This is a genomic window from Phenylobacterium sp., assembly GCF_036563285.1.
Lineage (GTDB): Bacteria > Pseudomonadota > Alphaproteobacteria > Caulobacterales > Caulobacteraceae > Phenylobacterium.
The window spans coordinates 724,817-749,023 of record NZ_DATCMR010000011.1; the positions used below are offsets into that span (position 1 = coordinate 724,817).

At 69.6% G+C, this 24,207-nt stretch carries 30 protein-coding genes; 9 read left to right on the top strand and 21 right to left on the bottom strand.

Going from position 1 to position 24,207, the window contains the following annotated elements:
- Both VIL76_RS14295 and VIL76_RS14300 read right to left on the bottom strand, forming a co-directional pair.
- Positions 1 to 762 (bottom strand): ABC transporter permease, encoded by a 762-nt coding sequence (locus VIL76_RS14295; RefSeq protein WP_332045703.1) that lies wholly within the window; start codon positions 760 to 762, stop codon positions 1 to 3.
- Positions 759 to 1,685, bottom strand: a complete 927-nt coding sequence (locus VIL76_RS14300; RefSeq protein WP_332045704.1) for an ABC transporter ATP-binding protein — start codon at positions 1,683 to 1,685, stop codon at positions 759 to 761. The genes VIL76_RS14295 and VIL76_RS14300 overlap by 4 nt, the downstream gene beginning before the upstream one ends.
- Before the next feature lie 129 nt (positions 1,686 to 1,814).
- Between VIL76_RS14300 and VIL76_RS14305 the strand changes: the two genes are divergently transcribed.
- The 5 genes from VIL76_RS14305 to VIL76_RS14325 all read left to right on the top strand — a co-directional run bounded on the left by VIL76_RS14305 (position 1,815) and on the right by VIL76_RS14325 (position 6,173).
- Positions 1,815 to 2,384 carry a CYTH domain-containing protein gene (locus VIL76_RS14305; RefSeq protein WP_332045705.1) on the top strand — a complete coding sequence of 190 codons (570 nt, stop codon included), beginning with the start codon at positions 1,815 to 1,817 and terminating at the stop codon, positions 2,382 to 2,384.
- A gap of 86 nt (positions 2,385 to 2,470) precedes the next feature.
- Positions 2,471 to 3,862, top strand: coding sequence for an adenosylhomocysteinase (gene ahcY / locus VIL76_RS14310; protein ID WP_332045706.1), 1,392 nt, complete (start codon positions 2,471 to 2,473; stop codon positions 3,860 to 3,862).
- 66 nt (positions 3,863 to 3,928) lie between these two features.
- Positions 3,929 to 4,774 carry a PfkB family carbohydrate kinase gene (locus tag VIL76_RS14315; protein WP_332045707.1) on the top strand — a complete coding sequence of 282 codons (846 nt, stop codon included), beginning with the start codon at positions 3,929 to 3,931 and terminating at the stop codon, positions 4,772 to 4,774.
- A complete protein-coding gene (locus VIL76_RS14320; RefSeq protein WP_332045708.1) occupies positions 4,771 to 5,049 on the top strand; it encodes an acylphosphatase in 279 nt (92 codons plus the stop codon). The genes VIL76_RS14315 and VIL76_RS14320 overlap by 4 nt, the downstream gene beginning before the upstream one ends.
- Entirely contained in the window at positions 5,046 to 6,173 is a 1,128-nt protein-coding gene (locus tag VIL76_RS14325) for a serine hydrolase domain-containing protein (RefSeq protein ID WP_332045709.1), read from the top strand. Before VIL76_RS14320 ends, VIL76_RS14325 begins: the two co-directional genes overlap by 4 nt.
- On the opposite strand, the gene VIL76_RS14330 is transcribed toward VIL76_RS14325, so the two are convergent.
- The 4 genes from VIL76_RS14330 to VIL76_RS14345 form a co-directional block, all read right to left on the bottom strand.
- Positions 6,170 to 6,511 carry a hypothetical protein gene (locus tag VIL76_RS14330; RefSeq protein WP_332045710.1) on the bottom strand — a complete coding sequence of 114 codons (342 nt, stop codon included), beginning with the start codon at positions 6,509 to 6,511 and terminating at the stop codon, positions 6,170 to 6,172. The genes VIL76_RS14325 and VIL76_RS14330 overlap by 4 nt on opposite strands.
- A gap of 48 nt (positions 6,512 to 6,559) precedes the next feature.
- Positions 6,560 to 7,609 (bottom strand): MBL fold metallo-hydrolase, encoded by a 1,050-nt coding sequence (locus VIL76_RS14335; protein WP_332045711.1) that lies wholly within the window; start codon positions 7,607 to 7,609, stop codon positions 6,560 to 6,562.
- Between the two features lie 74 nt (positions 7,610 to 7,683).
- Complete coding sequence (gene rarD, locus VIL76_RS14340) at positions 7,684 to 8,616, bottom strand: EamA family transporter RarD (protein WP_332045712.1); 933 nt, start codon at positions 8,614 to 8,616, stop codon at positions 7,684 to 7,686.
- A gap of 5 nt (positions 8,617 to 8,621) precedes the next feature.
- Positions 8,622 to 9,653, bottom strand: coding sequence for an aspartate-semialdehyde dehydrogenase (locus tag VIL76_RS14345; protein WP_332045713.1), 1,032 nt, complete (start codon positions 9,651 to 9,653; stop codon positions 8,622 to 8,624).
- Positions 9,654 to 9,818: 165 nt separating this feature from the next.
- Between VIL76_RS14345 and VIL76_RS14350 the strand changes: the two genes are divergently transcribed.
- Positions 9,819 to 10,217, top strand: a complete 399-nt coding sequence (locus tag VIL76_RS14350) for a PaaI family thioesterase (RefSeq protein WP_332045714.1) — start codon at positions 9,819 to 9,821, stop codon at positions 10,215 to 10,217.
- Here VIL76_RS14350 and VIL76_RS14355 read toward each other — a convergent pair.
- The 8 genes from VIL76_RS14355 to leuC form a co-directional block, all read right to left on the bottom strand.
- On the bottom strand, positions 10,214 to 10,678 hold the full coding sequence (locus VIL76_RS14355) for a hypothetical protein (protein ID WP_332045715.1): 465 nt from the start codon (positions 10,676 to 10,678) through the stop codon (positions 10,214 to 10,216). The two genes, VIL76_RS14350 and VIL76_RS14355, sit on opposite strands and share 4 nt — an antisense overlap.
- Entirely contained in the window at positions 10,675 to 11,250 is a 576-nt protein-coding gene (locus VIL76_RS14360) for a response regulator (protein WP_332045716.1), read from the bottom strand. Before VIL76_RS14360 ends, VIL76_RS14355 begins: the two co-directional genes overlap by 4 nt.
- A gap of 112 nt (positions 11,251 to 11,362) precedes the next feature.
- Positions 11,363 to 11,770 carry an EVE domain-containing protein gene (locus VIL76_RS14365; protein WP_332045717.1) on the bottom strand — a complete coding sequence of 136 codons (408 nt, stop codon included), beginning with the start codon at positions 11,768 to 11,770 and terminating at the stop codon, positions 11,363 to 11,365.
- A gap of 12 nt (positions 11,771 to 11,782) precedes the next feature.
- On the bottom strand, positions 11,783 to 12,835 hold the full coding sequence (gene leuB, locus VIL76_RS14370; RefSeq protein WP_332045718.1) for a 3-isopropylmalate dehydrogenase: 1,053 nt from the start codon (positions 12,833 to 12,835) through the stop codon (positions 11,783 to 11,785).
- Positions 12,836 to 12,848: 13 nt separating this feature from the next.
- Entirely contained in the window at positions 12,849 to 13,151 is a 303-nt protein-coding gene (locus tag VIL76_RS14375; protein ID WP_332045719.1) for a putative quinol monooxygenase, read from the bottom strand.
- Entirely contained in the window at positions 13,148 to 13,759 is a 612-nt protein-coding gene (gene leuD / locus VIL76_RS14380) for a 3-isopropylmalate dehydratase small subunit (protein ID WP_332045720.1), read from the bottom strand. Before leuD ends, VIL76_RS14375 begins: the two co-directional genes overlap by 4 nt.
- On the bottom strand, positions 13,759 to 14,547 hold the full coding sequence (locus VIL76_RS14385) for a VOC family protein (protein WP_332045721.1): 789 nt from the start codon (positions 14,545 to 14,547) through the stop codon (positions 13,759 to 13,761). Before VIL76_RS14385 ends, leuD begins: the two co-directional genes overlap by 1 nt.
- Positions 14,547 to 15,956, bottom strand: coding sequence for a 3-isopropylmalate dehydratase large subunit (gene leuC / locus VIL76_RS14390; protein ID WP_332046506.1), 1,410 nt, complete (start codon positions 15,954 to 15,956; stop codon positions 14,547 to 14,549). The genes VIL76_RS14385 and leuC overlap by 1 nt, the downstream gene beginning before the upstream one ends.
- Before the next feature lie 114 nt (positions 15,957 to 16,070).
- On the opposite strand from leuC, the gene VIL76_RS14395 reads away from it, so the two are divergent.
- Positions 16,071 to 16,961, top strand: a complete 891-nt coding sequence (locus VIL76_RS14395; RefSeq protein WP_332045722.1) for a LysR family transcriptional regulator — start codon at positions 16,071 to 16,073, stop codon at positions 16,959 to 16,961.
- 55 nt (positions 16,962 to 17,016) lie between these two features.
- Here the strand turns inward: VIL76_RS14395 and rplS are convergent, their stop codons facing one another.
- The gene (gene rplS, locus VIL76_RS14400) at positions 17,017 to 17,412 is read right to left on the bottom strand and encodes a 50S ribosomal protein L19 (protein ID WP_332045723.1); all 396 of its coding nucleotides are present in this window, start codon (positions 17,410 to 17,412) and stop codon (positions 17,017 to 17,019) included.
- 21 nt (positions 17,413 to 17,433) lie between these two features.
- Positions 17,434 to 18,144 (bottom strand): tRNA (guanosine(37)-N1)-methyltransferase TrmD, encoded by a 711-nt coding sequence (trmD, locus tag VIL76_RS14405; protein ID WP_332045724.1) that lies wholly within the window; start codon positions 18,142 to 18,144, stop codon positions 17,434 to 17,436.
- A gap of 66 nt (positions 18,145 to 18,210) precedes the next feature.
- Here trmD and VIL76_RS14410 point away from each other — a divergent pair, with 66 nt between their 5' ends.
- Positions 18,211 to 19,377: an aspartyl protease family protein gene (locus tag VIL76_RS14410; RefSeq protein WP_332045725.1), complete on the top strand. Its 1,167-nt coding sequence runs from the start codon at positions 18,211 to 18,213 to the stop codon at positions 19,375 to 19,377.
- Positions 19,378 to 19,380: 3 nt separating this feature from the next.
- On the opposite strand, the gene VIL76_RS14415 is transcribed toward VIL76_RS14410, so the two are convergent.
- Positions 19,381 to 19,974, bottom strand: a complete 594-nt coding sequence (locus VIL76_RS14415) for a hypothetical protein (RefSeq protein WP_332045726.1) — start codon at positions 19,972 to 19,974, stop codon at positions 19,381 to 19,383.
- Positions 19,975 to 20,041: 67 nt separating this feature from the next.
- On the opposite strand from VIL76_RS14415, the gene tesB reads away from it, so the two are divergent.
- Complete coding sequence (gene tesB / locus VIL76_RS14420; protein ID WP_332045727.1) at positions 20,042 to 20,929, top strand: acyl-CoA thioesterase II; 888 nt, start codon at positions 20,042 to 20,044, stop codon at positions 20,927 to 20,929.
- A gap of 126 nt (positions 20,930 to 21,055) precedes the next feature.
- Here the strand turns inward: tesB and rimM are convergent, their stop codons facing one another.
- The 4 genes from rimM to VIL76_RS14440 form a co-directional block, all read right to left on the bottom strand.
- Positions 21,056 to 21,559, bottom strand: a complete 504-nt coding sequence (rimM, locus tag VIL76_RS14425; protein ID WP_332045728.1) for a ribosome maturation factor RimM — start codon at positions 21,557 to 21,559, stop codon at positions 21,056 to 21,058.
- A gap of 12 nt (positions 21,560 to 21,571) precedes the next feature.
- Positions 21,572 to 22,180 carry a 30S ribosomal protein S16 gene (gene rpsP / locus VIL76_RS14430; protein ID WP_332045729.1) on the bottom strand — a complete coding sequence of 203 codons (609 nt, stop codon included), beginning with the start codon at positions 22,178 to 22,180 and terminating at the stop codon, positions 21,572 to 21,574.
- A gap of 19 nt (positions 22,181 to 22,199) precedes the next feature.
- Positions 22,200 to 23,696 (bottom strand): signal recognition particle protein, encoded by a 1,497-nt coding sequence (gene ffh, locus VIL76_RS14435; protein WP_332045730.1) that lies wholly within the window; start codon positions 23,694 to 23,696, stop codon positions 22,200 to 22,202.
- A gap of 173 nt (positions 23,697 to 23,869) precedes the next feature.
- A complete protein-coding gene (locus VIL76_RS14440; protein ID WP_332045731.1) occupies positions 23,870 to 24,136 on the bottom strand; it encodes a hypothetical protein in 267 nt (88 codons plus the stop codon).
- Positions 24,137 to 24,207 lie beyond the last annotated feature (71 nt).

Below are 24,207 nucleotides of genomic sequence, written 5' to 3' on the forward strand. Positions count from 1 at the left end.
TCAGGTCTTCAGGCGCCAGCCGGTGCGGAAGATCCACCAGACCGCCGCCAGGCAGACGGCGAGGAAGCCCAGGGTGGCGGCCAGGCTGATGCCCACGTCCACGTCGGAGACCCCGTAGAAGCTCCAGCGGAAGCCGCTCACCAGATAGACCACCGGGTTGAACAGGGCGATCTTCTGCCAGACCGGCGGCAGCATGCTGATCGAATAGAAGCTGCCGCCCAGGAAGGTCAGCGGCGTGATCACCAGCATCGGGATGATCGACAGCTTCTCGAAGCCGTCGGCCCAGATGCCCGTGAGGAAGCCAAACAGGCTGAAGGTCGCCGAGGTCAGCACCAGGAAGGCCAGCATGGCCAGCGGGTGGGCGATGGAGAAGTCCACGAACAGCCGCGCCGTGATCAGGATGATCGTGCCGATAAGCACCGACTTGGTCGCCGCCGCGCCCACATAGCCCAGCACGATCTCCACCGCCGAGACCGGCGCCGAGAGCAGCTCGTAGATCGTCCCCGACCACTTGGGCATGTAGATGCCGAACGAGCCGTTGGAGATGCTCTCCGTCAGGATCGACAGCATGATCAGGCCCGGGATGATGAAGGCCCCGTAGCTCACCCCGTCGATGCTCTGCATCCGCGAGCCGATCGCCGAGCCGAACACGATGAAATAGAGCGAGGTGGTGATCACCGGCGCCGCGATCGACTGCACGATTGTGCGGAAGGTGCGCGCCATCTCGAAGCGGTAGATGGCCTGGACCGCGTGGAGGTTCATGGGCGGCTCCTCACCAGGCTGACGAAGATCTCCTCCAGCGAGCTCTGGTCGGTCTTCAGGTCCTTGAAGTCGACGCCGCGCTTCGAGAGCTCGCGCAGCAGCTCGGCGATGCCGGTGTGCTCGGCCTGGGCGTCGAAGGTGTAAACGAGCTCATGGCCGTCGGCGGCCAGCTCCAGCTGGTAGCCGGTCAGGTCGGCCGGCACGGCGGCCAGCGGCTCCTGCAGCGACAGCGTCAGCTGCTTGCGCCCCAGCTTCTGCATGAGCGCGGTCTTCTCCTCCACCACGATGAGCTCGCCCTTGGAGATCACGCCGATCCGGTCGGCCATCTCCTCGGCCTCCTCGATGTAGTGGGTGGTCAGGATGATGGTCACGCCGCTCTCGCGCAGGCCCCGGACCATCTCCCACATGTCGCGCCGCAACTCGACGTCGACGCCGGCGGTGGGCTCGTCGAGGAACAGGATCGAGGGCTCGTGGGAGAGCGCCTTGGCGATCATCACCCGCCGCTTCATGCCGCCCGAGAGCTGCATGATCTTGGCGTCCTTCTTGTCCCAGAGGCTGAGGTCCTTCAGCACCTTCTCCAGGTAGGCGTTGTTCGGCGGCCTGCCGAACAGCCCGCGGGAGAACTTCACCGTCGCCCAGACGGTCTCGAAGGCGTCGGTGGAGAGCTCCTGCGGCACCAGCCCGATCTTGGTGCGGGCGGCGCGGTAGTCGCGCTGGATGTCGTGGCCGTCGGCGGTCACCTTCCCGCCGGTTGGGTTCACGATCCCGCAGACGATGCTGATCAGCGTCGTCTTGCCGGCGCCGTTCGGGCCCAGCAGGGCGAAGATCTCGCCGCGGCGGATGTCCAGGTCGACGCTTTTCAGCGCCTGGAAGCCGCCGGCATAGGTCTTCGACAGGCCCTCGATGGATATGATCGGCTGCAAGTGCGCCCCTCCGCGCCTCCGAGATAGGACCCCGAGGACGGTTAAGCTAGGGCCGAGCCGACAGGCCGCTGGCGCCTTTCGATGGACCTGCTAGTTACGCATCGGCCTGGGACGGCAGGAGCGCGGAACATGAGCGGCTCTCGCGAGATCGAGCTGAAGTTCCTGTGCGCGCCGGCCGACATGGCCGTGGTGCTCGCCGCCGCGCCGGCCGGCGAGGACGAGACCCGCCACCTGACCAGCGTCTATTTCGACACGCCGGACGGGGCGCTCGCGCGCGCCGGGGCGAGCCTGCGGATTCGCGAGTGGGACGGCTGCCGGGTGCAGACGCTGAAGCGCGGCAAGGGCGTCAGCCGTGAGGAGCACGAGGCGCCGGTGGAATTCTTCGATCCCACCTTCGGCCCGTTGCCGGAGCTCCTGTCTGAGCCGCAGCGCGCGACGCTGACGCCGACGCTGGAGGTGCGGATCACGCGCCGCCAGCGGCTGGTGCGCTACGAGGGCGCCGAGATCGAGCTCGCCGCTGACCTCGGCGAGGTAGAGGCCGAAGGGCGCACCCGCCCGATAAGCGAGCTTGAGCTGGAGCTGAAGTCCGGGCCACGCAAGGCGCTCTTCGCGCTCGCCCGCGAGCTGCGCCGGGCCGCGCCCTTGAAGCTATCCTTCGAGAGCAAGTCGTCGCAGGGGCGCGCGCTCCTCAAGTCTTGATATAAAGATTTCTTTATATGATCGTTGCGGCGGCGCCCGCCCGCCGCTATAGAGCCGCGACCGAAATCCGAGAATCCGAGAGACCGATGACCGACTACGTCGTGAAGGACATCTCCCTGGCCGACTGGGGCCGCAAGGAGATCGAGATCGCCGAGACCGAGATGCCCGGCCTGATGGCCGTGCGCGCCGAGTTCGGCAAGGACCAGCCGCTGAAGGGCGCCCGCATCGCCGGCTCCCTGCACATGACCATCCAGACCGCGGTGCTGATCGAGACCTTGCAGGCGCTGGGCGCCGACGTGCGCTGGGCCTCCTGCAACATCTTCTCCACGCAGGACCATGCCGCCGCGGCCATCGCCGTGAAGGGCACGCCGGTGTTCGCCATCAAGGGCGAGACCCTGATCGAGTACTGGGAATACGCCCACAGGATCTTCGAGTGGTCCGACGGCGGGTACCCGAACCTGATCCTCGACGACGGCGGCGACGCCACCCTGCTCTGCGTGCTGGGCCCCAAGGCCGAGAAGGATCCCTCGATCCTGAACAAGCCGCAGAACGAGGAAGAGGAAGCGCTCTACGAGGTGATGAAGCGCTACCTGAAGGAGAAGCCCGGCTTCTACACCGCCATCCGTGACGCCTGCCGCGGCGTCTCCGAAGAGACCACCACGGGCGTGCACCGCCTCTACCAGATGGCCGAGCGCGGCGAGCTGCCGTTCCCGGCGATCAACGTCAACGACAGCGTGACGAAGTCGAAGTTCGACAACCTCTACGGCTGCCGGGAGAGCCTGGTGGACGCCATCCGCCGCGGCACCGACGTGATGCTCTCGGGCAAGGTCGCGGTGGTCCTCGGCTACGGCGACGTGGGCAAGGGCTCGGCGGCCTCGCTGCGGAACGGGGGCGCGCGGGTGATGGTCACCGAAGTGGACCCGATCTGCGCCCTGCAGGCGGCCATGGAAGGCTATGAGGTCGTCACGGTCGAGGACGTCGCCGACAAGGCGGACATCTTCGTCACCGCCACGGGCAACAAGGACGTGCTCACCGTCGATCACATGCGGGCGATGAAGAACAACGCCATTGTGGCCAACATCGGCCACTTCGATTCCGAGATCCAGATCGCGGGCCTGCGCAATTTCAAGTGGGACAAGATCAAGGACCAGGTCCACCACGTGGAATTCCCGGACGGCAAGAAGATCATCGTCCTGTCGGAAGGCCGCCTCGTGAACCTCGGCAACGCCACCGGCCACCCCAGCTTCGTGATGAGCGCGTCCTTCACCAACCAGACCCTCGCCCAGATCGAGCTCTGGCAGAACGGCGCCAAGTACGAGACCAAGGTCTACACCCTGCCCAAGCACCTCGACGAGAAGGTGGCCATGCTGCACCTCGACAAGCTGGGCGCGAAGCTGACCAAGCTCTCCAAGGAGCAGGCGGACTACATCGGCGTGACGCCGCAGGGTCCGTTCAAGCCCGAGCACTACCGCTACTAGGTTTCGTTTCCCGTCGGGAGCGAACCACATTGGGTTGAGGGCGCGGCCGGGATAAAGCTTCCGGTCGTGCCGCTCGCCCTGATCATGTCATCCTTCGTGTCCGCCTCGCGCATCGGCGGGGCCGCGCAGCAGTACGTGCTGGCGGCGCACAAGATCGACCCCGTCCTGGCCCCCACCGTCATGTTCGGCCGCAGCCCTGCGAAGGGCGGGGAGGGCGAGGTGACGCCGCCGGACATCTTCCGCCGCATGCTCGGCGACATCGAGGCCGACGCGCTGTTCGGCCTCGTGGACCTCGTCATCACCGGCCATTTCTCCCTGCCGGAGCAGGTGGAGATCGCCGCCGGCGTGCTGGAGCGCGTGCGTCAGGCTGAACGGGACGGCGCCTTCTCGGGCAAGCCGGTGGTGGTGGTGGACCCGATCATGGGCGATGCGCCGCGCGGGCTCTACGTGAAGCCGGAGGTCGCCGCGGCGGTCGCCGAACGGCTGGTCCCACTGGCGGACTGGATCACGCCCAACGTGTGGGAGCTCGGCCACCTGGCCAGCCGCGACCTCCGCAGCCTGGACGATATCGTGGACGCCGTGCGCGCCACCGGACGCAAGGCGCTGGTGAGTTCCGCGCCCGCTGGCCCCGATGAGATCGGCCTGCTCTATGTGGACGAGAGCCGCGCCACCCTGTTCGCACACCCTAGGCTCGACCAGGCGCCCAACGGCACCGGCGACCTGGTGACCGCCAGCTTCGGGGCGGGGCTCGTGGAGGGGCTGGATCCGCTCGCCGCCGCCGAACGCGCGGCTCGCGCCGCCGCCGAGACGGTGAAGGCGGGCCATGCCTGGAACGCGCCGGAGCTGCCGATCGTGGCGCTCGGGCAGCGGCTGGTGCGTCCGACCGCCGAGGTGCGTATAGAGCGCCTGTGAGGCGCGCAGAGAGCTTCCGCATCGAAGGCCGCGTGCAGGGCGTCGGCTACCGCTGGTGGGCGGTCGGCGCCGCGCGCCGGCTGGGGCTGTGTGGCTGGGTCCGCAACCTCGGCGACGGCTCGGTGGAGCTGCTGGCGATCGGTGAGGCGGACGTCATCGAGCGGTTGGCTGAGTTGTGCCGGCAAGGCCCTCGCGCTGCGGAGGTGAGCGCCGTCATCCGTGCGCCGGCTGAGGACGACAGCAGCGAAGGCTTCGAGGAAAGGGCGACGGTGTGAAGATCGAGCTTCAGGGTCACGCCCAGCCGCGCTTCGCCGCCGTGAAGGACGCCTTCGCCAGGAGCTTCGAAGCCGGCGAGGAGCTGGGCGCGCGCTTCACCTTGGTGGAGGCCGGCGAGACGGTGGTCGACCTGTGGGGCGGCTTCGCGGACCGCAAGCGCACTCGGCCATTCGACGAGAAGACCCTTGCCACCGTGTTCTCCACGACCAAGGCCGTCGCCAGCCTGATGATCGCGCGCCTCGTCGACCAGGGCCGGCTTGACTATGGCCAGACCGTCGCTTCCGTCTGGCCGGAGTTTGGCCAGGCCGGGAAGCCCGCGGTCACGATCGAGCAGGCGATCTCGCACCAGGCGGGCCTGCCCGGATTCCCGGAGCCGATGGAGCCGGTGGAGTGGTTCGACTGGGACCGCATCTGCGCCAAGCTCGCCGCCATGGCCCCGATGTGGCCGGTGGGGACGGCCAGCGGCTATCACCCGATCACCGTGGGCTACATTAGCGGCGAAATCTTCCGGCGCGTCGACAGCCGCAGCATGGGGACCGCGCTGCGCGAGGACCTGTCCGGACCGCTCGGCCTCGACGTCTGGATCGGCCTCCCCGAGGCCGAGCACGGCCGCGTGGCCGAGATCCAGCGGCCGAGCGCTCTGCCGAACTTCGGCGAGATCAACGAACCCACCAAGGCCGCCTTCCTGACGCCCTGGTCGGCGGCCGCCGGCAAGAGCCCGGCGGAGTGGCGGTCAATGGAGATCCCGTCGACCAACGGCCACGCCACCGCCGAGGGGTTGGCCCGGCTGATGGGCGCGCTGGCGGATGGCGGCTGGCTGGACGGCGAGGAGATCCTGTCGCCCGCACTGATCGCCCAGGCGACGCGTGAGCGCATCCGCGGGCAGGATCTGGTGCTGCCGTTTGTGATGAGCTGGGGCGCCGGCTTCATGCGTAACGAGGTCGAGCATCCCTGGGGTCCGGGCAACGAGACCTTCGGCCACTCCGGCTGGGGCGGCTCCTGCGCCTTCGCCGACCCGGAGCGGAGGCTCGGCGGCGCCTATGTCATGAACAAGCAGTCCACCCAGTTGATGGGCGACGAACGTCCGAAGCGGCTTATCGAGGCGGCCTACGCCGCGCTCTAGGGTCGCGAAAAATTGAGCGGCACCGATGCCGGTGCGCCCAAGACCACTTGGCCATCGCGGTCCGTCGCACGCATCCTGAAGTACTTGGCCGAGCAGAGGGCTGCGCGCTCCACCTTCGGGTGAACCTTCCCAGTCGCAGCCTCGACGCGGCAGTTCTCCAGCCGGTCACCAGGTGCGGTCACGCAATGAAGCTGAATGGCATGGTCGCCACGAGGAAGAACGCCGGGGATGCACTCGGCGATGTCACGGGCCCGCGGGCGGCTCAGCCATTCCAGCTTTCCCGCCGCTGCTGGCTCCGCGGCCATGACGGCCGCAAGCACCAAGAAAGTGGCAGCCATCTGCCCTCCTGTCCGAGCCCGAGGCTAGACTCGTCTGACGACTAGACACTAGCTCTTCCCCTGCACGACGTGCTCACCGCGCGCCTCCCTCCAGGCGTTGGAGATCAGGTCGCCGGTGAAGACCGCATCGATGAGGAATCCGAGCCAGGGGTCGTCGCCGGTGAAGCCCGCTTTGACGGACGTCAGGTTCACGCGCTTCCTCACCTCCGCCAGAGGCAGGTCCTTCAACGGCGCGACCTGGCCGCGGACCGTCTCCAGCGCGGCGATCAGCTTGCCGACATAGGCGCGGTCGCCCTGCGGCGCGCCGTGGCCGGGGATCAGGACCTGGAAGTCGATAGCCTGCAGCTTCTTGAGCGTGGCGATCCACTCGCCGGGATAGGTGTGGGCGGCATAGGGGATGGGCGCCACCACGAGGTCGCCGGAGGCCAGCACCTTCTGCTTCGGCAGCCACACCACGGCGTCTCCATCGGTGTTGCCGCGGCCCAGGAACATCACCTCCACGGGTGCGTCGGCGTCGGCGATGTAGAACCGGTTGGTAAAGGTGCGGCTCGCGGGGACGGCAGCCATGCCGCTGTAGCCCGCGATCATGCCGGGTCCCGCGGCGGCCGTGCGCCGCCAGCCGGCGCGCAGGGCCTCCGGCAGCTTGGCGTCCGCAGCCTGGGTCGCCGCGAGGTCGGCCATGTCGCCGTAGGATTTTGCGTAGCCCGCCACATAGGCCATCGGCGCGCCGGTCATGTTCTCCCGGGTCTTGGCGGTCGAGACGACCACCGCCTGCGGCCAAGCCTTCAGGACCTCGCCGGCCCCGAGGTTATGGTCGCCGTGATAGTGGGTGTAGACGATCCACTTCACCGGCTTCCTCGAGAGCTTGCGCACCTGCGCGACCACCGCGCGCCCAGAGGGCGGCGCGCCGCCGGCGTCCACCAGCACCAGGCCGTCCCGCTGCTCGATCACCGTGACGTTGCCCTCGAAGGGGGGGTCGGTGACGGCCGGCTTGTGGATCAGGTGGACCCGCGGGGCGACCTGCAGGGTCTCGCGGGCGAAGACCCGGTCCATCTGCGAAGGGTCGGCCGTCATGGCCAGCAGGAGCAATGCGATCATGACGCCAGCTAAGCGCGGCCGTGGCGCGGCCGAGAAGGGCCTGCGGCTAACGTGCGAAGCCGCGCGACGAGCGGCTACTCGGCCGGTGCCTCGATGATCTCTTCCGCGCGCGCCACGGAGCGCGAGCGGCGCCAGGCCGCATAGATGAACACGGCCGCACCGCCCCAGATGAACACGAAGGAGAGCGCCCGCAGCGGCGTGAACGGCTCGCCCTGCGCCAGGCCTATGGCGAAGCTGATGGTGGGCGACATGAACTGCAGGAAACCCATGTAGGAGAGCGGGATGCGACGCGCGGCCCAGGAGAACAGCACCAGGGGGACGGCGGTGACCGGGCCGGAGCCGATCAGCCAGGCGGCGGTGAGCGGGTCGCCGAAGTGGCCCTGACCCTGCGCCTGCAGCCAGGCGATGTAGGCGGCCGCGACAACACCGACGATCAGGGTCTCCACCAACAGCCCGGTCTGGGCGTCGGCGGCCACCTGCTTCCTGACCACGCCGTAGCCGCCGAAGCTGAGCGCCAGCACCAGCGACACCCACGGCAGGTGTCCCAGCGCGGCAGTCTGGACGCAGACGCCGACCAGGGCGAGGGCGATGGCCACAGCGCCGATCCGGTCGATGCGCTCGCGGAACAGCAGCGCGCCGGCGGCCATGCTCACCAGCGGATTGATGTAGTAGCCGAGGCTGGTCTCCAGCAGCCGGTTGGATGTCACTGCCCAGATGAAGACCACCCAGTTGGCGGCGATCAGCACCGACGAGAGCGCCAGCCACGCCAGCACCTTCGGCTGGCGGAGAACCCGCAGCACCTGGCGGCCCTGCTTGGCGAGCAGGACGAAGACGGCGGCCGCCGGGATGGACCAGACGATGCGCTGGGCGAGGATCTCCCAGGGGCCCACGCCCATGCGGCCCAGCGCCTGGAAGTAGAGGGGCACGAAGCCCCAGATGAGATAGCAGCCGACGGCGGCGCCCAGCGCGAGGCGGGCTTCACCGCCTTGCGCTGAAGACGTCGCCATAAGGCCTAGGCCAGCTGCTTCTGGCGGATCAGGCCGCGGGCGTGGAGCAGCTCGGCGATCTGCACGGCGTTCAGCGCCGCGCCCTTGCGCAGGTTGTCGGCGACGACCCACAGGGACAGGCCGTTCTCGACCGTCGGGTCCTTGCGGATGCGCGAGACGAAGACCGGGAACTCGCCCTGGGCCTCCTTAGGCGTCATGTAGCCCTTCTCGTCGCGCTTATCGATGACGATCAGGCCGGGGCTTTCGCGCAGCAGGTCGCGCGCCTCGTCCTCGTCGATTGGATCGTGGAACTCGATGTTCACGGCTTCCGAGTGCCCGACCATCACGGGCACGCGCACGCAGGTGACCGTGAGCTTGATCTCCGGGTCGATCATCTTGTGCGTCTCGTTCCACATCTTGGCTTCCTCGTCGGTGAAGCCGTCGTCGCGGAAGGAGCCGATGAAGGGGATGACGTTGAAGGCGATCTGCTTGGGGAACTTGTTGGGCGGCGTGGCCCCGAGCACGAAGACGTTCTTCGTCTGGTCGAACAGCTCGTCCATGCCTTCCTTGCCCGCGCCCGAGACCGACTGGTAGGTCGCCACGACCACCCGCTTGATGCGGGCGAGGTCATGCAGCGGCTTCAGCGCCACCACCAGCTGGGCCGTCGAGCAGTTCGGGTTCGCGATGATGTTCTTGCGGTCCGCCCACTCCACGTCGTCGGGGTTCACCTCCGGCACGACGAGCGGGACGTCGGGGTCCATGCGCCAGGCCGACGAGTTGTCGATCACGATCGCGCCGGCCGCGCCGATCTTCGGGGCCCACTCCTTGGAGAAGGCGCCGCTCACCGACATCAGCACGAGGTCGACCGTCGAGAAGTCGAACTGCTCGATGTCCTCGCACTTGATGATCTGCTCGCCGAAGGCGACTTCCAGGCCAATGGATTTGCGCGACGCGATCGCGTGAATCTTCTCCACGGGGAAGTTCACTTCCTCGAGGATGTTCAGCATCTCGCGGCCCACATTGCCCGTGGCGCCGACTACGGCCACCCGGTAACCCATCGGTATTCTCCTAAATAGCTGGGGAGCGTCCGGTTACTCTCCGGCGGGTCCCGAAGCAAGGCGAGGGATGCTGATGCGGCCATCAGCGCGCCTCCAAGCGTCGGAGATGGGGGCCGGCCGCCGCAACGCAACTCTCTCCCGCAGGAGAGGGCAGGGAGAGGGTTCATGTCGAACGAAGAGGTCCTGCCGCCCGGCACGCCGTTCCCCACGCTGATGGGGGTGGAGATCCTGGAGCGGACGAAGCAGCGGGTGCGCGGGCGAATGCAGGTGCGCGATGACCTGTGCACCGCCGGCGGCATCCTGCACGGCGGCGCCTACATGGCCTTTGCCGACACCCTGGGCGCGATCGGCGGCTTCCTGAACCTGCCCGCGGGCGCGCGGACCACGACGCTGGAATCCAAGACCAACTTCATGGGCTCGGCCAAGGTGGGCACGGTAGTCTTCGGGGAGGCGACGCCGCTGCACATCGGCCGGCGCTCCAGCGTCTGGCAGACGCGCATCACCGCGCCCGAGGGCAAGCTGCTGGCCCTCGTCACCCAGACCCAGATGACGGTGGAGCCCTAGGCGGCGTAACGGGCGCTGACCTTGCGCAGGCCTTCGACCACGACGCGCGAGGCCTCCAGCGAGTTCTCCGGCGCCAGCAGCAGGCGCCAGGCCTGCACATGCACCCCGATGGCGGCGCGGTCGTAGCGCTGGCTGGTGCGCAGGTTGTCGAGCAGGTCGCAGAGGCTGGTGAGCGCCTGGTCGACGCCGGGCGTGCCGCACACCTCGCCGCCCCCGATGCCGCGCACGGCGATGGCGTAGAGCTCGGCCAGGGGGGCCTCTTCGAACTCGCCGCCCATGGCTTCGAAGCGCGCTTCGGTCAGCTCGAGCAACGCCTGGAGCTCGGCCAGGCAGGTGGGCTTGATGGCCTCCAGGTTGTTCTGGGCGCGCTCAAGGGCTTCGGCGACGGGCAGGCCGCCGGGTTGCTGCAGCAGCTTGGCCAGCTTCGGCTTCGGGAAGACGAAGCGTACGCTTTCACTCATGACGCGGCCTTCTGCTTGTGCTCGTCGACGACCTCCACCGCGGCGGCCGCGGCCTGGCCGACCTTGTCCTCGCGCCGCCGGCCGACGCCGTCCGGCGGCCCGTCGTCGCGGAAGCGCCGGTCCGGACCCACGTAGTTCTCGGAGAACAGGAAGGGGCGGCCCTCCTTCGCCATCCAGATGATCCGCTCGAGCATGACGATCGGGGCGAAGGGCTTCTTGACGATGATGTGGCCGCCGCAGTCGCGGGCGCGGACCACGTGGCTGGCGGGCGTGTGGGCCGTGGTCAGCAGCACCGGGGTGTAGCAGTTCGGCTCCTGGCAGGTGGTGCGCATCCACTTGACGAAGTCGTAGCCCTTGCCCTCGGCCATGCCGTCGACGATGGCCAGGTCGATCTCGTGCTTGGCGGCCACCTGCTGGGCCATCTCGACGGAGTCGCAGCGGAACAGCTTCTTGGCGCCCAGGCCAGTGACGATCTGCACGAGGATCGCCATGCCCATCGGCGTGTCGTCCACGAGCATCACCGCGGCGTTCTCGAGGTTGTATCGGGACCGGGAGGCGGGATCGAGCGCCATGGGGCGGGGGGCTTGGGGTCTGGCGGTGGGTGGGGAACGCGGGTTCTCAGCTGAACCGTAGACGCAATTGCGGTTAACAGGGGCTTTCCGCGGGTGCGGCGGGAGCGCGCAGCTAGCCGCCGGCCATCTGCAGGATCGCCGCCCATTCGTCCGGCTTCACCGGCGATACCGAGAGGCGCGACTGGCGGATCATCTCCAGGCCCGCCAGCGCCGGCTCTGCCTTCATCTCGGCGAGCGTGACCGGCCGCTTCACGGGCCGCACCGGCGCAAGCTCCACCGCCACGAACCGCCCGGTGAGATCGCTGGCGTCGGGGAACGCCGCCTTCACGACCTTTGCGACGCCCACCACGGACTTGCCCTCGCCGGAGTGGTAGAACAGCACCTCCTCGCCGGCCTTCATAGCCTTGAGGTGCAGGGCGGCGGCGTTGTTGCGCACGCCGTCCCAGACGGTCTTCCCGTCCTTCTGCAGGTCCTCGAAGCTGTAGGTGTCCGGCTCGGACTTCACCAGCCATTGGGCCATCTGGCGCCTCCCCTAGAGGGCAGCCAGAACGGCGTCGCCCATCTCGCGGGTGCCGAGCTTACCGCCAAGGTCGGGCGTGCGCGCGCCCTGTTCCAGCGCCCGGTTCACGGCGGCGAACAGCCGGTCGGCGAGGTCGGCGCGGCCCAGCGACCAGCGCAGGGCCATTTCGAACGACAGGATCGCCGCCAGCGGATTGGCGACGCCCTGCCCGGCGATGTCCGGCGCCGAGCCGTGGATCGGCTCGTAGAGCCCCGGCGCGCCGGGCGCCCCCAGCGCCGCCGACGGCAGCATGCCGAGCGAGCCGGTGAGCTGGGCCGCCTCGTCGGACAGGATGTCGCCGAACAGGTTGTCGGTGAGGATCACGTCGAACTGGCGGGGGTTCTTCACCAGCTGCATGGCGGCGTTGTCCGCCAGCATGTGCTCGAGCGTGACGTCGGCGTACTCCGCCTTGTGCAGCTCGGTGACCACCTCGCGCCAGAGCAGGCCGGAATCCATCACGTTGGACTTCTCGCAGGAGGTCACCTTGTTGCGCCGGCCGCGGGCCAGCTCGAAGGCGACCCGGCCCACCCGCTCGATCTCGGCGGTGGTGTAGACCTGGGTGTCCACCGCGCGCTTGCCGCCGGCCGTGAGCACTTCGATGCCGCGCGGGCTGCCGAAATAGATGCCGCCGGTCAGCTCGCGCACGATCATGATGTCGAGGCCTTCGACCACCTCGCGTTTCAGGGTCGAGGCGTCGGCGAGCGGCTGGAAGCAGAGCGCGGGCCGCAGGTTGGCGAATACGCCCATGCCGGCGCGCAGGCCGAGCAGCCCCGCCTCCGGCCGTTTGTCGCGCGGGACAGAGGCCCACTTCGGGCCCCCCACGGCGCCCATCAGCACCGCCTTGGCCGCCTTCGCCTCCGCCAGGGTCTCCTCGGTCAGCGGACTACCGGCGATATCGTAGCTCTTGCCGCCGAACGGCCGCTCGTCGAGCGTCAGGTCCGGGCACAGGCGCTCGGCAACACGGCGGACCTCCGCCGTCACCTCGGGCCCAATGCCGTCGCCGGGCAGGAGAAGCAGGTCGGTCACGTTGGGCCCCCGTCTAGAGCGGTCGTTCGGAGGCGACCTCGTAGGCGAAGAGCCTTCGGTCGGAAACCCCGAACTCCGGCCAGGCGGCGCGCCACTCGGCCAGGTGCGCGGTCTTGAAGTGGGCATCCAGCGCCGCCTGGTCGCGCCAGGCCTCGAAGACCCGGATCAGGCCCGGGTCCTCCACGTCCACCGCGTAGGAATAGGCGACGCAGCCGTCCTCGGCGCGCGAGGCGGCCAGCATCTTCTCCATGTGCGGCTTGAACGTCGCGATGTTCTGCGGCGGCACGCGCACCGTGCCGGCGATGATGACGCTCACGCCTCTTCCATCCAAGGCTGGGCCAGCGCGCGCTTGGACTCGAAGACGTCGATGTCGACGGCGCGGGTCAGCGTCTCGCCAATGGCGTCAAGCCCCTTCAGCATCTTCTCCTTGCGCTTCGGGTCGATGTCGAAGCGGAAGGTCGCGCCGGACGGGGAGACGACCGTCTGGGCCTCCAGGTCGACGCTGACCACGTGGTTGCCGCCGCGGGCCTCGTCCATCAACTGCTGCACCTCCTCAGGCTTGAGCACCACGGGGAGGAGGCCGTTCTGGAAGCAGTTGTTGTAGAAGATGTCGGCGAAGCTGGTGGACACTACGCAGCGGATGCCGAAGTCGATCAGCGCCCAGGGCGCGTGCTCGCGCGAGCTGCCGCAGCCGAAGTTGTCGCCCGCCACCAGCACGCCTGCGCCCTTGTACTCCGGCCGGTTCAGCACGAAGTCCGGCTTCTCGTTCCCGCCTTCATCGAAGCGGAAATCGTAGAACAGCCCCCGCGCCAGCCCCTCCCGCTCCACCGTCTTGAGGAACTGCTTGGGGATGATCTGGTCGGTGTCGATGTTGGCCATCGGCAGCGGGGCGACCTTGGCGTCCAGTCGGGTGAAGGCTTCCATCAGGCGGGCTCCTTCGCAGGTTCGGCGCTGAGCATCAGGGTGGGCACGCCGGCCGGCGCGTCGCGGACGGTGAAGACCTTGGTGCCAGGTTTGCGGCCGGTGCGGACTTGGGAGACGTCGAATCCAGCGGCCGCCATCGCCGCGTGCGCCGCGTCGGGATCGGTGACCCGCCAGGCCAGGCCGCCGAAGCTGTCGGGGCCGTCCGACGGCGGGTGCTTCAAGCTGGCGCCGAATTCAACCACCGCGTCGCCGCAGCGGAAGAACAGCTGCCGCGCACCCCAGGCCTCGTTGGCGCGGTCGAGGCGCAGGTCGAGCCCGAGCCGTCCGCCGTAGTTGGCCACGGCGCGGTCGATGTCGGGCGTGCGGATCACCACGTGGTCGAGAGCCGCGACCGCGCCGGCGGCGCCTGATCTCGCATTGCCGTCTGCGATCAGCGAGACCCGGACGCCGGCGACGTCGATGAGGGCGGCCCGCGGGGTGCGGACGGCGACCGAAAGCCCGCGCCGTTCCGCCAGCCGCGCGGCGGCGTCGACGTCCTCGACCGCGAAGGCGACGATCCAGACGCCGTCGCCACTGGCCTCCAGCTGGGCCCTGACCCGGTCGCCCGCCGCGCCCTCACCGTCGGGCCCGATCACCTCCAGGGCCATGTTAGGGAAGCGGAACCACGCCCGCACTGCGCCATCGCCCGGCTCCAGCTCCGGCTCGACGCCCAGCAGGCGGCGGTAGCCGTCGGCGACCGCGTCGAAGTCGCGAACGGCGACGGCGACGTGGTCCAGGCCGCTGATCATCAGAGGAAATCCCGGACGTCGGCGATGTGGCCGGCGACCGCCGCCGCCGCGGCCATGGGCGGGCTCATCAGGTGTGTGCGTCCACCCCGGCCCTGGCGGCCCTCGAAGTTGCGGTTGGAGGTCGACGCGCAGCGCTCGCCCGGCTTCAGCCGGTCGGGGTTCATGCCCAGGCACATGGAGCAGCCCGGCTCGCGCCACTCGAACCCGGCAGTGATGAAGACGACGTCGAGGCCTTCCGCCTCCGCCTGCTCCTTCACCAGGCCCGAGCCCGGGACGACCATGGCGCGCACGTGCTCGGCGACCTTGCGGCCCTCGACCACCTTCGCGGCGGCGCGCAGGTCCTCGATGCGGCTGTTGGTGCAGGAGCCGATGAACACCACGTCGACCCTGGCGTCGGTGATCGGCTGGCCGGGCTGCAGCCCCATGTACTCGAGCGCGCGTTCGGCGGCGGCGCGCTTGTCCGGCGTCGGGAAGCCCTCAGGGGAGGGCACGAGGTCAGATACCGCGACCACGTCCTCCGGGCTGGTGCCCCAGGTGACCAGCGGGGGGATCTCGGCGGCGTCGATCAGGATCTCGCGGTCCCAATAGGCGTCCTCTTCCGAGTAGAAGCCCTTCCAGTAGGCGAGCGCCATCTCCCAGGCCCCGCCCTTCGGCGCGGCGGGACGGCCACGCAGGTACTCGAAGGTGGTCTCGTCCGGCGCCACCAGCCCCGCCCTGGCGCCGGCCTCGATGGTCAGGTTGCAGAGCGTCATGCGCCCTTCCATGGAAAGGCCGCGGATCGCCGAGCCGGCATATTCGATGACATAGCCCGTGCCGCCGGCGGTGCCGATCGCCCCGATCACCGCGAGCGCGAAGTCCTTGGCGCCGACGCCCGGAGCGGGCTCGCCCTCGATGGTCACCCGCATGTTCTTCGACTTCTTCTGGCGCAGGGTCTGGGTGGCCAGGACGTGCTCGACCTCGGAGGTGCCGATCCCCTGGGCCAGCGCCCCGAAGGCGCCGTGCGTGGAGGTATGGCTGTCGCCGCAGACGATGGTCATGCCCGGCTGGGTGCGGCCCTGCTCGGGCCCCACCACGTGGACGATGCCGTTGCGGATGTCGCCCATCGGGAAGAACTCGATGCCGGCGTCCTTCACGTTGCGCTCCAGGGTCTGGAGCTGCAGCCGCGCCTCCTCGTCGGCGACGGCGCCGACGCCCAGGCGCTGGCCTTCGGTGGGCACGTTGTGGTCGGCGACCGCCAGGGTGCGGTCGGGGCGACGGACCGGACGGCCGTTGGCGCGGAGGCCTGCGAAGGCCTGCGGGGTCGTCACCTCGTGGATCAGGTGCAGGTCGATATAGAGGATCGCCTCGCCGCCCTCTTCGGCGACCAAGTGGGCGTCCCAGATCTTGTCGTAGAGCGTCTTGCCGGGCATGGCGGCCATGTAGGGGCGGGCCCCCGCGCACGTCTAGTGCTGCGACGCCGCATTTCAGGTGCGGTTGCAGCAATTTTCTGCCCACGGCCAAGCTCTTGAGATAAAGAGTGGCGCATGCCTGACGCCGACTGGGACCTGTTCCAGAGCCTGCACGCGGTGCTCGCCGCCGGCACGCTCTCGGCGGCGGCCAAGTCGCGGCGGCTGACCCAGCCGACGCTCGGGCGCCACATCGACAGCCTGGAGCGCCAGCTCGGCGCGCCGCTGTTCCTGCGCTCGCCGCGCGGCCTGCAGCCCACCGATCTGGCGCTGGCGCTGAAGCCCCACCTGGAGGACATGGCCGCCGCCGCCAATGCCGCCATCCGCGACGTCTCGCAGAGCGCCGACGGCGGCGGCGGGGTGGTGCGGGTCACCGCGGCCGAGATCCTGGGCGTCGAGGTCCTGCCCTCGATCCTCACCGACTTTCGCGAGCAGCACCCGACCATCGACGTCGAGCTCACCGTCTCGAACCGGGTGGAGGACCTCACGAGACGGGAGGCGGACGTCGCCGTCCGGATGGCCCGGCCGACCCAGAACTCCCTGGTGGCGAAGAAGGTCGGCGACGTCGGCTTCGGGTTCTACGCCAGCCCCGACTACCTGGCGCGGCACGGCACGCCGCAGTCGCTCGACGAGGTTCAGACCCACACCCTGGTGGGCTTCGACCGCGCCCAGCCGCCGACGGCGCCGGGGCTCGACATCGGCCGGGCGATCACCCGCGACCTGTTCTCCCTGCGCACCGACAACGACGCCGCGGCGCTGGCCGCCATCCGCGCCGGCTTCGGCATCGGCGTGTGCCAGCACCAGGTCGGCCGCCGCTCGGGCCTCGTCCCGGTGCTGACGGGGACCTTCGCCTTCCGCATGGATATCTGGATCTGCATGCACGAGAACCTGAAGGGCTCGCGCCGCATGCGCCTGATGTTCGACCACCTGGCCGCCAGCCTGACGGCCTACGCGGCGGAGGCCGGCTGAAACGAAAACGGCGGCCCGTTGGGCCGCCGCTCGAATTCCGTGAGGTCGGAAAGCCTCAGGCTTCCGGGGTCTCGGAGGGTTCGTCCTTGGCCGCGGCGGACATCTGGCGCTCGGCGATGCGGGCCGACTTACCGCGGCGGTCGCGCAGGTAGTAGAGCTTGGCGCGGCGGACGACGCCGCGGCGCTTCACCTCGATGGACTCGATCATCGGCGAGTGCACCGGGAACAGGCGCTCCACGCCTTCGCCGAAGGAGATCTTGCGGACGGTGAAGCTCTCGTCGATGCCCTTGCCGGCGCGGGCGATGCAGACGCCCTCGTAGGCCTGGACCCGCTCGCGCTCGCCTTCCTTGATGCGCACGTTCACGCGCACGGTGTCGCCGGGCTGGAATTCCGGGATCTTGCGGGCGAGCCGGTCGAGCTCTTCCTTCTGGAGTTGTTCGATCACGTTCATGGTCTTCATCCTTACTGGGCTTTACTCGCCCTTTGCCTGTTGATTGGCGGAGTCCCGCGCCCAGAGGTCCGGACGCCGCTCCCGCGTGGTCAGCTCCCGCTGTTCCCTGCGCCACCTGGCGATCGCCGCGTGGTTGCCGGACAGCAGCACCTCGGGGATGTCCAGCCCTTCGAACGTCCGCGGCCTCGTGTACTGCGGATGCTCGAGGAGCCCGTCCTCGAAGCTTTCTTCACTCAAGCTCTGCGCCTGCCCCAACACACCGGGGACAAGCCGTACGCACGCCTCGATCACCACCATCGCCGCCGCCTCGCCACCGGCCAGGACCGCGTCTCCGACGCTGACCTCCTCGAACCCGCGGGCGTCGAGCACCCGCTGGTCCACCCCCTCGAACCGACCGCACAGGACGATCAGCCCGGGCCCTTCGGCCCACTCACGCGCCCGCGCCTGGGAGAGGGGGCGTCCCCTGGCGCTCATGTACAAAAGCGGCCGGTCGCGCCGCTCCACGCTGTCGAGCGCGGAGGCGATCACGTCCGCCCGCAGCACCTGTCCAGGACCACCCCCCGCAGGGGTGTCGTCGAGGAAGCCGCGCTTATCCGTGGAAAAGGCCCGAATGTCCACCGTTTCCAGCGCCCACAGCCCCTGCTCGCGCCAGGCCGTGCCGATCAGCGACACGCCCAACGGGCCGGGGAAGGCCTCGGGGAACATGGTCAGGACGGTCGCGTCGAAGGACATGGCCTCCTAGGGGCGACTTGCCGCCGCCTCGTCAAGCGGAGCCTGTCGCGCTAACTCCCAGGTTCGATGAGACGCTTCGCCGCCCTTTTCGCCGTCCTCGCCCTGGCGCTCGCGCCGGCGCCGGCCTCCGCCCAGGTCCGGGCGCCCACCGTCGCGCCGGCCAAGGCGCACACCGTCGCCTTCGAGTTCCTGGCCGAGCGGCAGATCCTCTTCCCCATCACCATCAACGGCCACCGCGCCGAGGCCTGGCTGGATTCCGGCGCCAGCGCGACCATCGTGGATGCGGCCTTCGCACGCCAGATCGGGCTGCCGCTCGGCCAGACCGTCACCGCCCAGGGCGTGGCCGGAACCGTCACGGGCGTGCGGCTGTCCCAGGCCCAGGTGAAGATCGGCGACGTGGGCCTGCCGGTGCGTCGCGTGGCGGTGATGGATCTCTCGGACGTGGCCGCCGTGGTGCCGCGCCCGGTGCAGGTGATCCTCGGCCGCGAGGCCTTCCAGGATGCGGTGGTGGACATCGATTTCGGCTCCCGGGAAATCTCGTTCACGCCCAGGGCGGAGTTCCGGCCGCCGCGCCAGCGACCGCTGCGGCTGCGGCCCTCGGGCGCCCTGCGCAGCTTCCCGATCAGCATCGAGGGCCTGAAAACGGAGGCGATCCTCGACCTGGGCAACTCCGGCGCCCTGCTTCTCGACCGCGATTTCGCCGAGCGCCAGGGACTGCTCAGGACGCGGCCGACCTCCACCCAGCTTTCGGTGGGCGCCGACGGCGCGCGCGAAAGCCTGATCGCGAGCTTCGACCGGGTGAGCGTCGGCGGCGTCCGGTTCGACCGCGTGGTGGGCGTCGCCACCCGGGGCCTCGCCACCCACGCCCCCGCCAACGTCGGCCTGGAGATCCTCAGCCGCTTCGAGGTGACCATCGACTTCCCTGGCGAGCGCCTGTGGCTGCGGCCGATCCCCGGCGCCGCCGAGCGGCCGTTCCGCAAGAACCGGGCGGGCCTCTCCGTCGCGCCGGCCATGGACCACATCCGCGTCACCCACGTGGCCGCCGGGAGCCCGGCGCAGGCGGCGGGCTGGCGGGTCGGGGACCGAATCGTGGCGGTGAACGGCCAGAAGGCGGACCGCACCTACGCGGGCAGCGAGCTGTCGCGCTGGATTTACGGCCCAGCCGGCCAGACGGCGGAGCTGACCCTCGACGACGGCAGCCGCCGCACCCTGAAGCTGGCCGACTACTTCTGAGCCTCACGTGAAGCCGCAGTGGTACCAGGCGCCGCGCAGGTGCGTGCAGCCCACCAGGTCGCCGCCGAACAGCTTCTTGGCTTCCGGAGAGGCCGTGTAGTCGCCGGGCCGCTCGCCCCAGCCGCGGGCGGTGGCGACGACGCCGCTCGGGTCCCAGACGACGCCGTTCCAGTTGTCGCCGAGGCCGTCCCAGACGAAGGCGACCCGCGGCGGCGGGCCGGGATCCACCTGGTAGCCGACGGACGCCCGCGGCCGGGCCCCGGCCGAGACCTGCGCGGTCACCGCTTCGTACTCGGCGCGATGAAGCATGAACCGCAGGCGGACCCCGATGGTCCCCAACTGGCCGCCCCAGGCCACCAGGGCCGCCGCCACGACCACCAGGCCGACGCCCGTCAGCAGGGCGTCCCGGCGCCCATCGGCCAGCGTGCGCCAGAAGCTGACGGCGACGAGACCCACCCAGGCGAAGGCCAGGGCGGGAAACAGCACGATCATCCAGAGCCCGAGCCAGACGTCCGCCGCCAGGGCGGCCGCGGTCAGGGTCAGCCAGAGAAGGGAGGCGACGATCAGGACGCTGGGCGGGGAGCTGCGGCGAGGCATGCGCCCAAGGTGCGCTTGCCCCGTGCAGGCCTGACGCGTAAGGGGCGCCGTCTCCAAGGAAATCCGCATGAGCGAACGCCAGAATCTCGTCGACACCCTCGGCCTCGAGCGCATCGAGGTGAACCTGTTCCGCGGGACGACGCCGGACAACTCGCCCGGCCGGATCTTCGGCGGTCAGGTGATCGCCCAGTCGCTCCTGGCGGCCTACGAGACGGTGGAGGCCCGGGTCTGCCACTCCCTGCACTGCTACTTCATCCGGCCGGGCGACCCGACCGTGCCGATCATCTTCGACGTGGACCGGAGCCGCGACGGGGGCAGCTTCACCACCCGGCGGGTGGTGGCCATCCAGCACGGCCAGCAGATCTTCAACCTCGCCGCCTCGTTCATGACGGAGGAGGAGGGCTTCGAGCACCAGGCGCCGATGCCGGAGGGGCCGGGCCCTGACGACCTGCCCGACGAGGCCGAAATGCAGCGCGAGGCGCTGAAGACCGCGCCTGAGGCCGCCCGCAAGGAAGCCGAGAAGTGGATGTCGCGGCCACGGCCGATCGAGATGCGCTCGACCGACGCCCGCAGCTACTTCCTCGATGGGCCCAAGGAGCCGGTGAGCCAGACCTGGTTCCGCGCCAAGGAGCCGATCGGCGAGGATCCCCACATGCACCAGGTGGTCATGGCCTACGCCAGCGACATGAACCTGCTGTCCACCGGCATGCGGCCGCACAAGGTCCACTGGCAGACGCCGGGCTTCCAGTCCGCCAGCCTCGACCACGCCATGTGGTTCCACAGGCCGACCAACTTCAACGAGTGGCACCTGTATTCACAGGACAGCCCGAGCGCGTCCGGCGGGCGCGGCTTCATCCGCGGCAGCATCTACCGGAGGGACGGGACGCTGGTCGCCAGCGTCGCCCAGGAAGGCCTGATGCGGATGCGCGCCCCTCGCCCGAAGGGAGAGGGGTAGGGGAGAGGGCGGCGCTGACGCGCCGCAACTCAGATAAGGGGCCGAGGGCCCGCGGCTTGCCGGCCCCTCGCCGCGTAACGGACAGGCGGAGCCGCCCTCACCCTGCCCTCTCCCCTTGGGAGAGGGTTACTCGGTCTCTTCCGGGCGGACGGCGATCACCTTCCCCTCGGCGATCCGCACCTCGGGCACAGCCTCGCGGGTGAACGGCAGCCACCAGCTGGCGCCGGTCGGGGGCTGGATCTCCAGGAGGTCGCCGGCGCCGAAGTCGTGGACGGTGCGGACCTTGCCCAGGGCCTCGCCCTCGGTCGTGACCACGTCGAGGCCGATCAGGTCGGTGACGTAGAACTCGTCCTCCTCCGGCTCGGGCAGGGCCTCGCGGGGGATGAAGAGCTTGAGGCCCCGAAGCGCCTCGGCCTGCTCGCGGGTCTCCACCTCGGTCGCGCGCACGACCAGGCCGCCCTTGGCCGGGCGGCCGGAGGTGAGGGTGAGGCCAGGCGAGCCGTCCTCGCGCTGCAGGGTCTTGTAGTCGAGCAAGGCCGCAGGCTCGGCCGTGTAGCTCGTGATGCGGACCTCGCCGCGGACGCCGAAGGCGCCCGCGACGCGGCCGACGAGGATGAGCCGGTCAGCCACCCCCGGTTCGTCTTAGCCTTCGGCCTTGTCGTCGCCTTCCGGAGCAGCCTCGGCGGCGGGCTCTTCGGCGGCAGGGGCGGCCTCTTCGGCGGGCGCGGCTTCGGCGGCCGGAGCTTCCTCCGCAGCGGCTTCGGCAGCCGGCGCTTCCTCAGCGGCGGGGGCTTCTTCGGCGGCGGCCTCGGCGGCCGGGGCCACTTCAGCCGCAGCAGCTTCCTCGGCCGGAGCCTCTTCCACCGGCGGAGCCGCGGCGGCGGCCGCAGCGGCTTCTTCCTCGGCGGCCTTGCGGTCGGCTTCGCGCTGGGCGCGCTCTTCGGCCCGCTCCTGGGCCTTCTTGCCCGGCTGGCCCTTGTTCGGGTTGTTGCCCGGGGTCCAGGTCACCACGCCCTGCTTGGACAGCTCGCGGGCGACGCGGTCGGTGGGCTGGGCGCCCTTGCTGATCCACTCCTGGATGCGCTCGAGCTTGAGGACCACGCGGTTGGGGTCGTCCTTCTTGAGCAGCGGGTTGTACGCGCCGACCTTCTCGATGAAGCGGCCGTCGCGGGGCGAGTGGCTGTCGGCGACGACGATCGAGTAGTAGGGGCGCTTCTTGGCGCCGCCACGGGCGAGACGGATCTTCAGCATTTCAGTTCGGTCCTTGCGTTCATTTCTTGAAGGGGTTGAAGCCCGGGGGCATGCCGCCGCCCAGGCCGGGTAATTTCATTCCGCCGCCCTGCATCTTCTGGACGGCCTCCTGGATCTCGGCCTCCGATGGCATCTTGCCGCCGCCCAGCGCCTTCAGCGGGTTCTGGCCGCCGCCGCCCAGCATCTGGGCCATCTGGGCGAAGCCCTTGCCGCCGCCCTTGCTCATCATCTTAAAGGCGTCGGCCATCTGGCGATGCTGCTTCAGCAGCCGGTTGACCTCGGCGACGTCGACCCCGGCGCCGGCGGCGATGCGTCGCTTGCGGGAGGCCTGCAGGATGTCGGGCTTCTTCCGCTCGGCCTTGGTCATGGAGTTGATGATCGCGGCCTGGCGGTCGACCATCTTGTCGGTGACCCCGCTCTCGGCGATCTGCTTCTTCATCTTCTGGACGCCGGGCAGCAGGCCCATCAGCCCGTCCATGCCGCCCATCCGCTTCATCTGGGCGAGCTGCTCGGCCATCATGTCCAGGTCGAACTGGCCCTTGGCCAGCTTCCGCGCCATGGCCTCGGCCTTGGCGTGGTCGATGTCGGCGGCGGCCTTCTCGACGAGGGCGACCACGTCGCCCTGGCCCAGGATGCGGCCGGCCACGCGGCGGGCGTCGAAGGCGTCCAGGCCGTCGATCTTCTCGGACACGCCGAGGAACTTGATCGGCAGGCCGGTGACCGCGCGCATGGAGAGCGCGGCGCCGCCGCGCCCATCGCCGTCGGCCCGCGTCAGCACCAGGCCGGTGAGCGGCAGTCGCTCGTGGAAGGCCTTGGCGGTGCGCACCGCGTCCTGGCCGGTGAGCGCGTCGGCGACCAGCAGGGTCTCCGACGGGTTGGAGATCCGCGCGATCTCCGCGGCCTCGGCCATCATCTGCTCGTCGATGGTGGTGCGGCCGGCGGTGTCGAGGATGACGACGTCGTAGCCCTGCAGGCGGGCCGACGAGAGCGCCCGCCGCGCGATGTCGGGCGCGGCCTGGCCGGCCACGATCGGCAGGGAGTCCACCTGCGCCTGCTTGGCCAGCATGGCCAGCTGTTCCATGGCGGCGGGCCGCCGGGTGTCGAGCGAGGCCAGCAGGACCTTCTTGCGCTCGCGCTGCAGGCGGAGCGCCAGCTTGCCGGCGGTGGTGGTCTTGCCCGAGCCCTGCAGGCCGCTCATCAGGATGACGGTCGGCGGGTTCAGCGAGAGGTTCAGCCCCACGGGCTCGCCCTCGCCGCCCAGCATCTCCACCAGGCCGTCGTAGGTGATCTTCACCACCTGGTCGGCCGGACGCACCGAGCGGATCACCGCCTCGCCGGTGGCGCGCTCCTTGGCCTTGGCGATGAACTCGCGGACGACCGGCAGGGCGACGTCGGCCTCGAGCAAGGCGATGCGCACCTCGCGCAGGGCCTCGTCCACGTCCTTCTCGGACAGGACGCCCTTGCCGCCGAGGCGGTCGAACGTGGCTGACAGCCGCTCTGTAAGCGCGTCGAACAAACAGTCACTCCTATGGCCCAAACGCAGTCGACCCCCGTGGACGATTGCGTCGACGGGGGGCCTCGCCGCCCTCGTCCCAGATAAGGCCTGGGGGTCGTGGCGGTAGAGGGCGCTGACCGAGATCAGGCCGGAAGGGCGCGCTTATGCGCCTGTGGATGGATCAGGTCAAGAAATCAGCGCCAGGCGGTCGTGATCAGCGCGAGCACCCAACACAAGAACATCGCCCCCCAAGACTGCTGGAACTTGCCGTAGGCGCGGCGGCCGTCCGACGTGAGCAGATCCTCTGAAACGAAGAATGGAAAGAGAAACAAGCGAAGCGCGGGAGGATTGCGGGCGCGCCGCCCGTCCATTGTTCGGAAGAGGAAATAGAATCCCCGAAGACCAAAGAAGGCAAAGCCCGCGAACAGGGCCAGCTGGAATACGCTCCACCCGTCGGGCATCGTCAGACGCTTCCCGTCCTTTAACCTCATGGTCAGATGCGAGCCTGCCTCTCCAGGTCAGTCAAGGACCG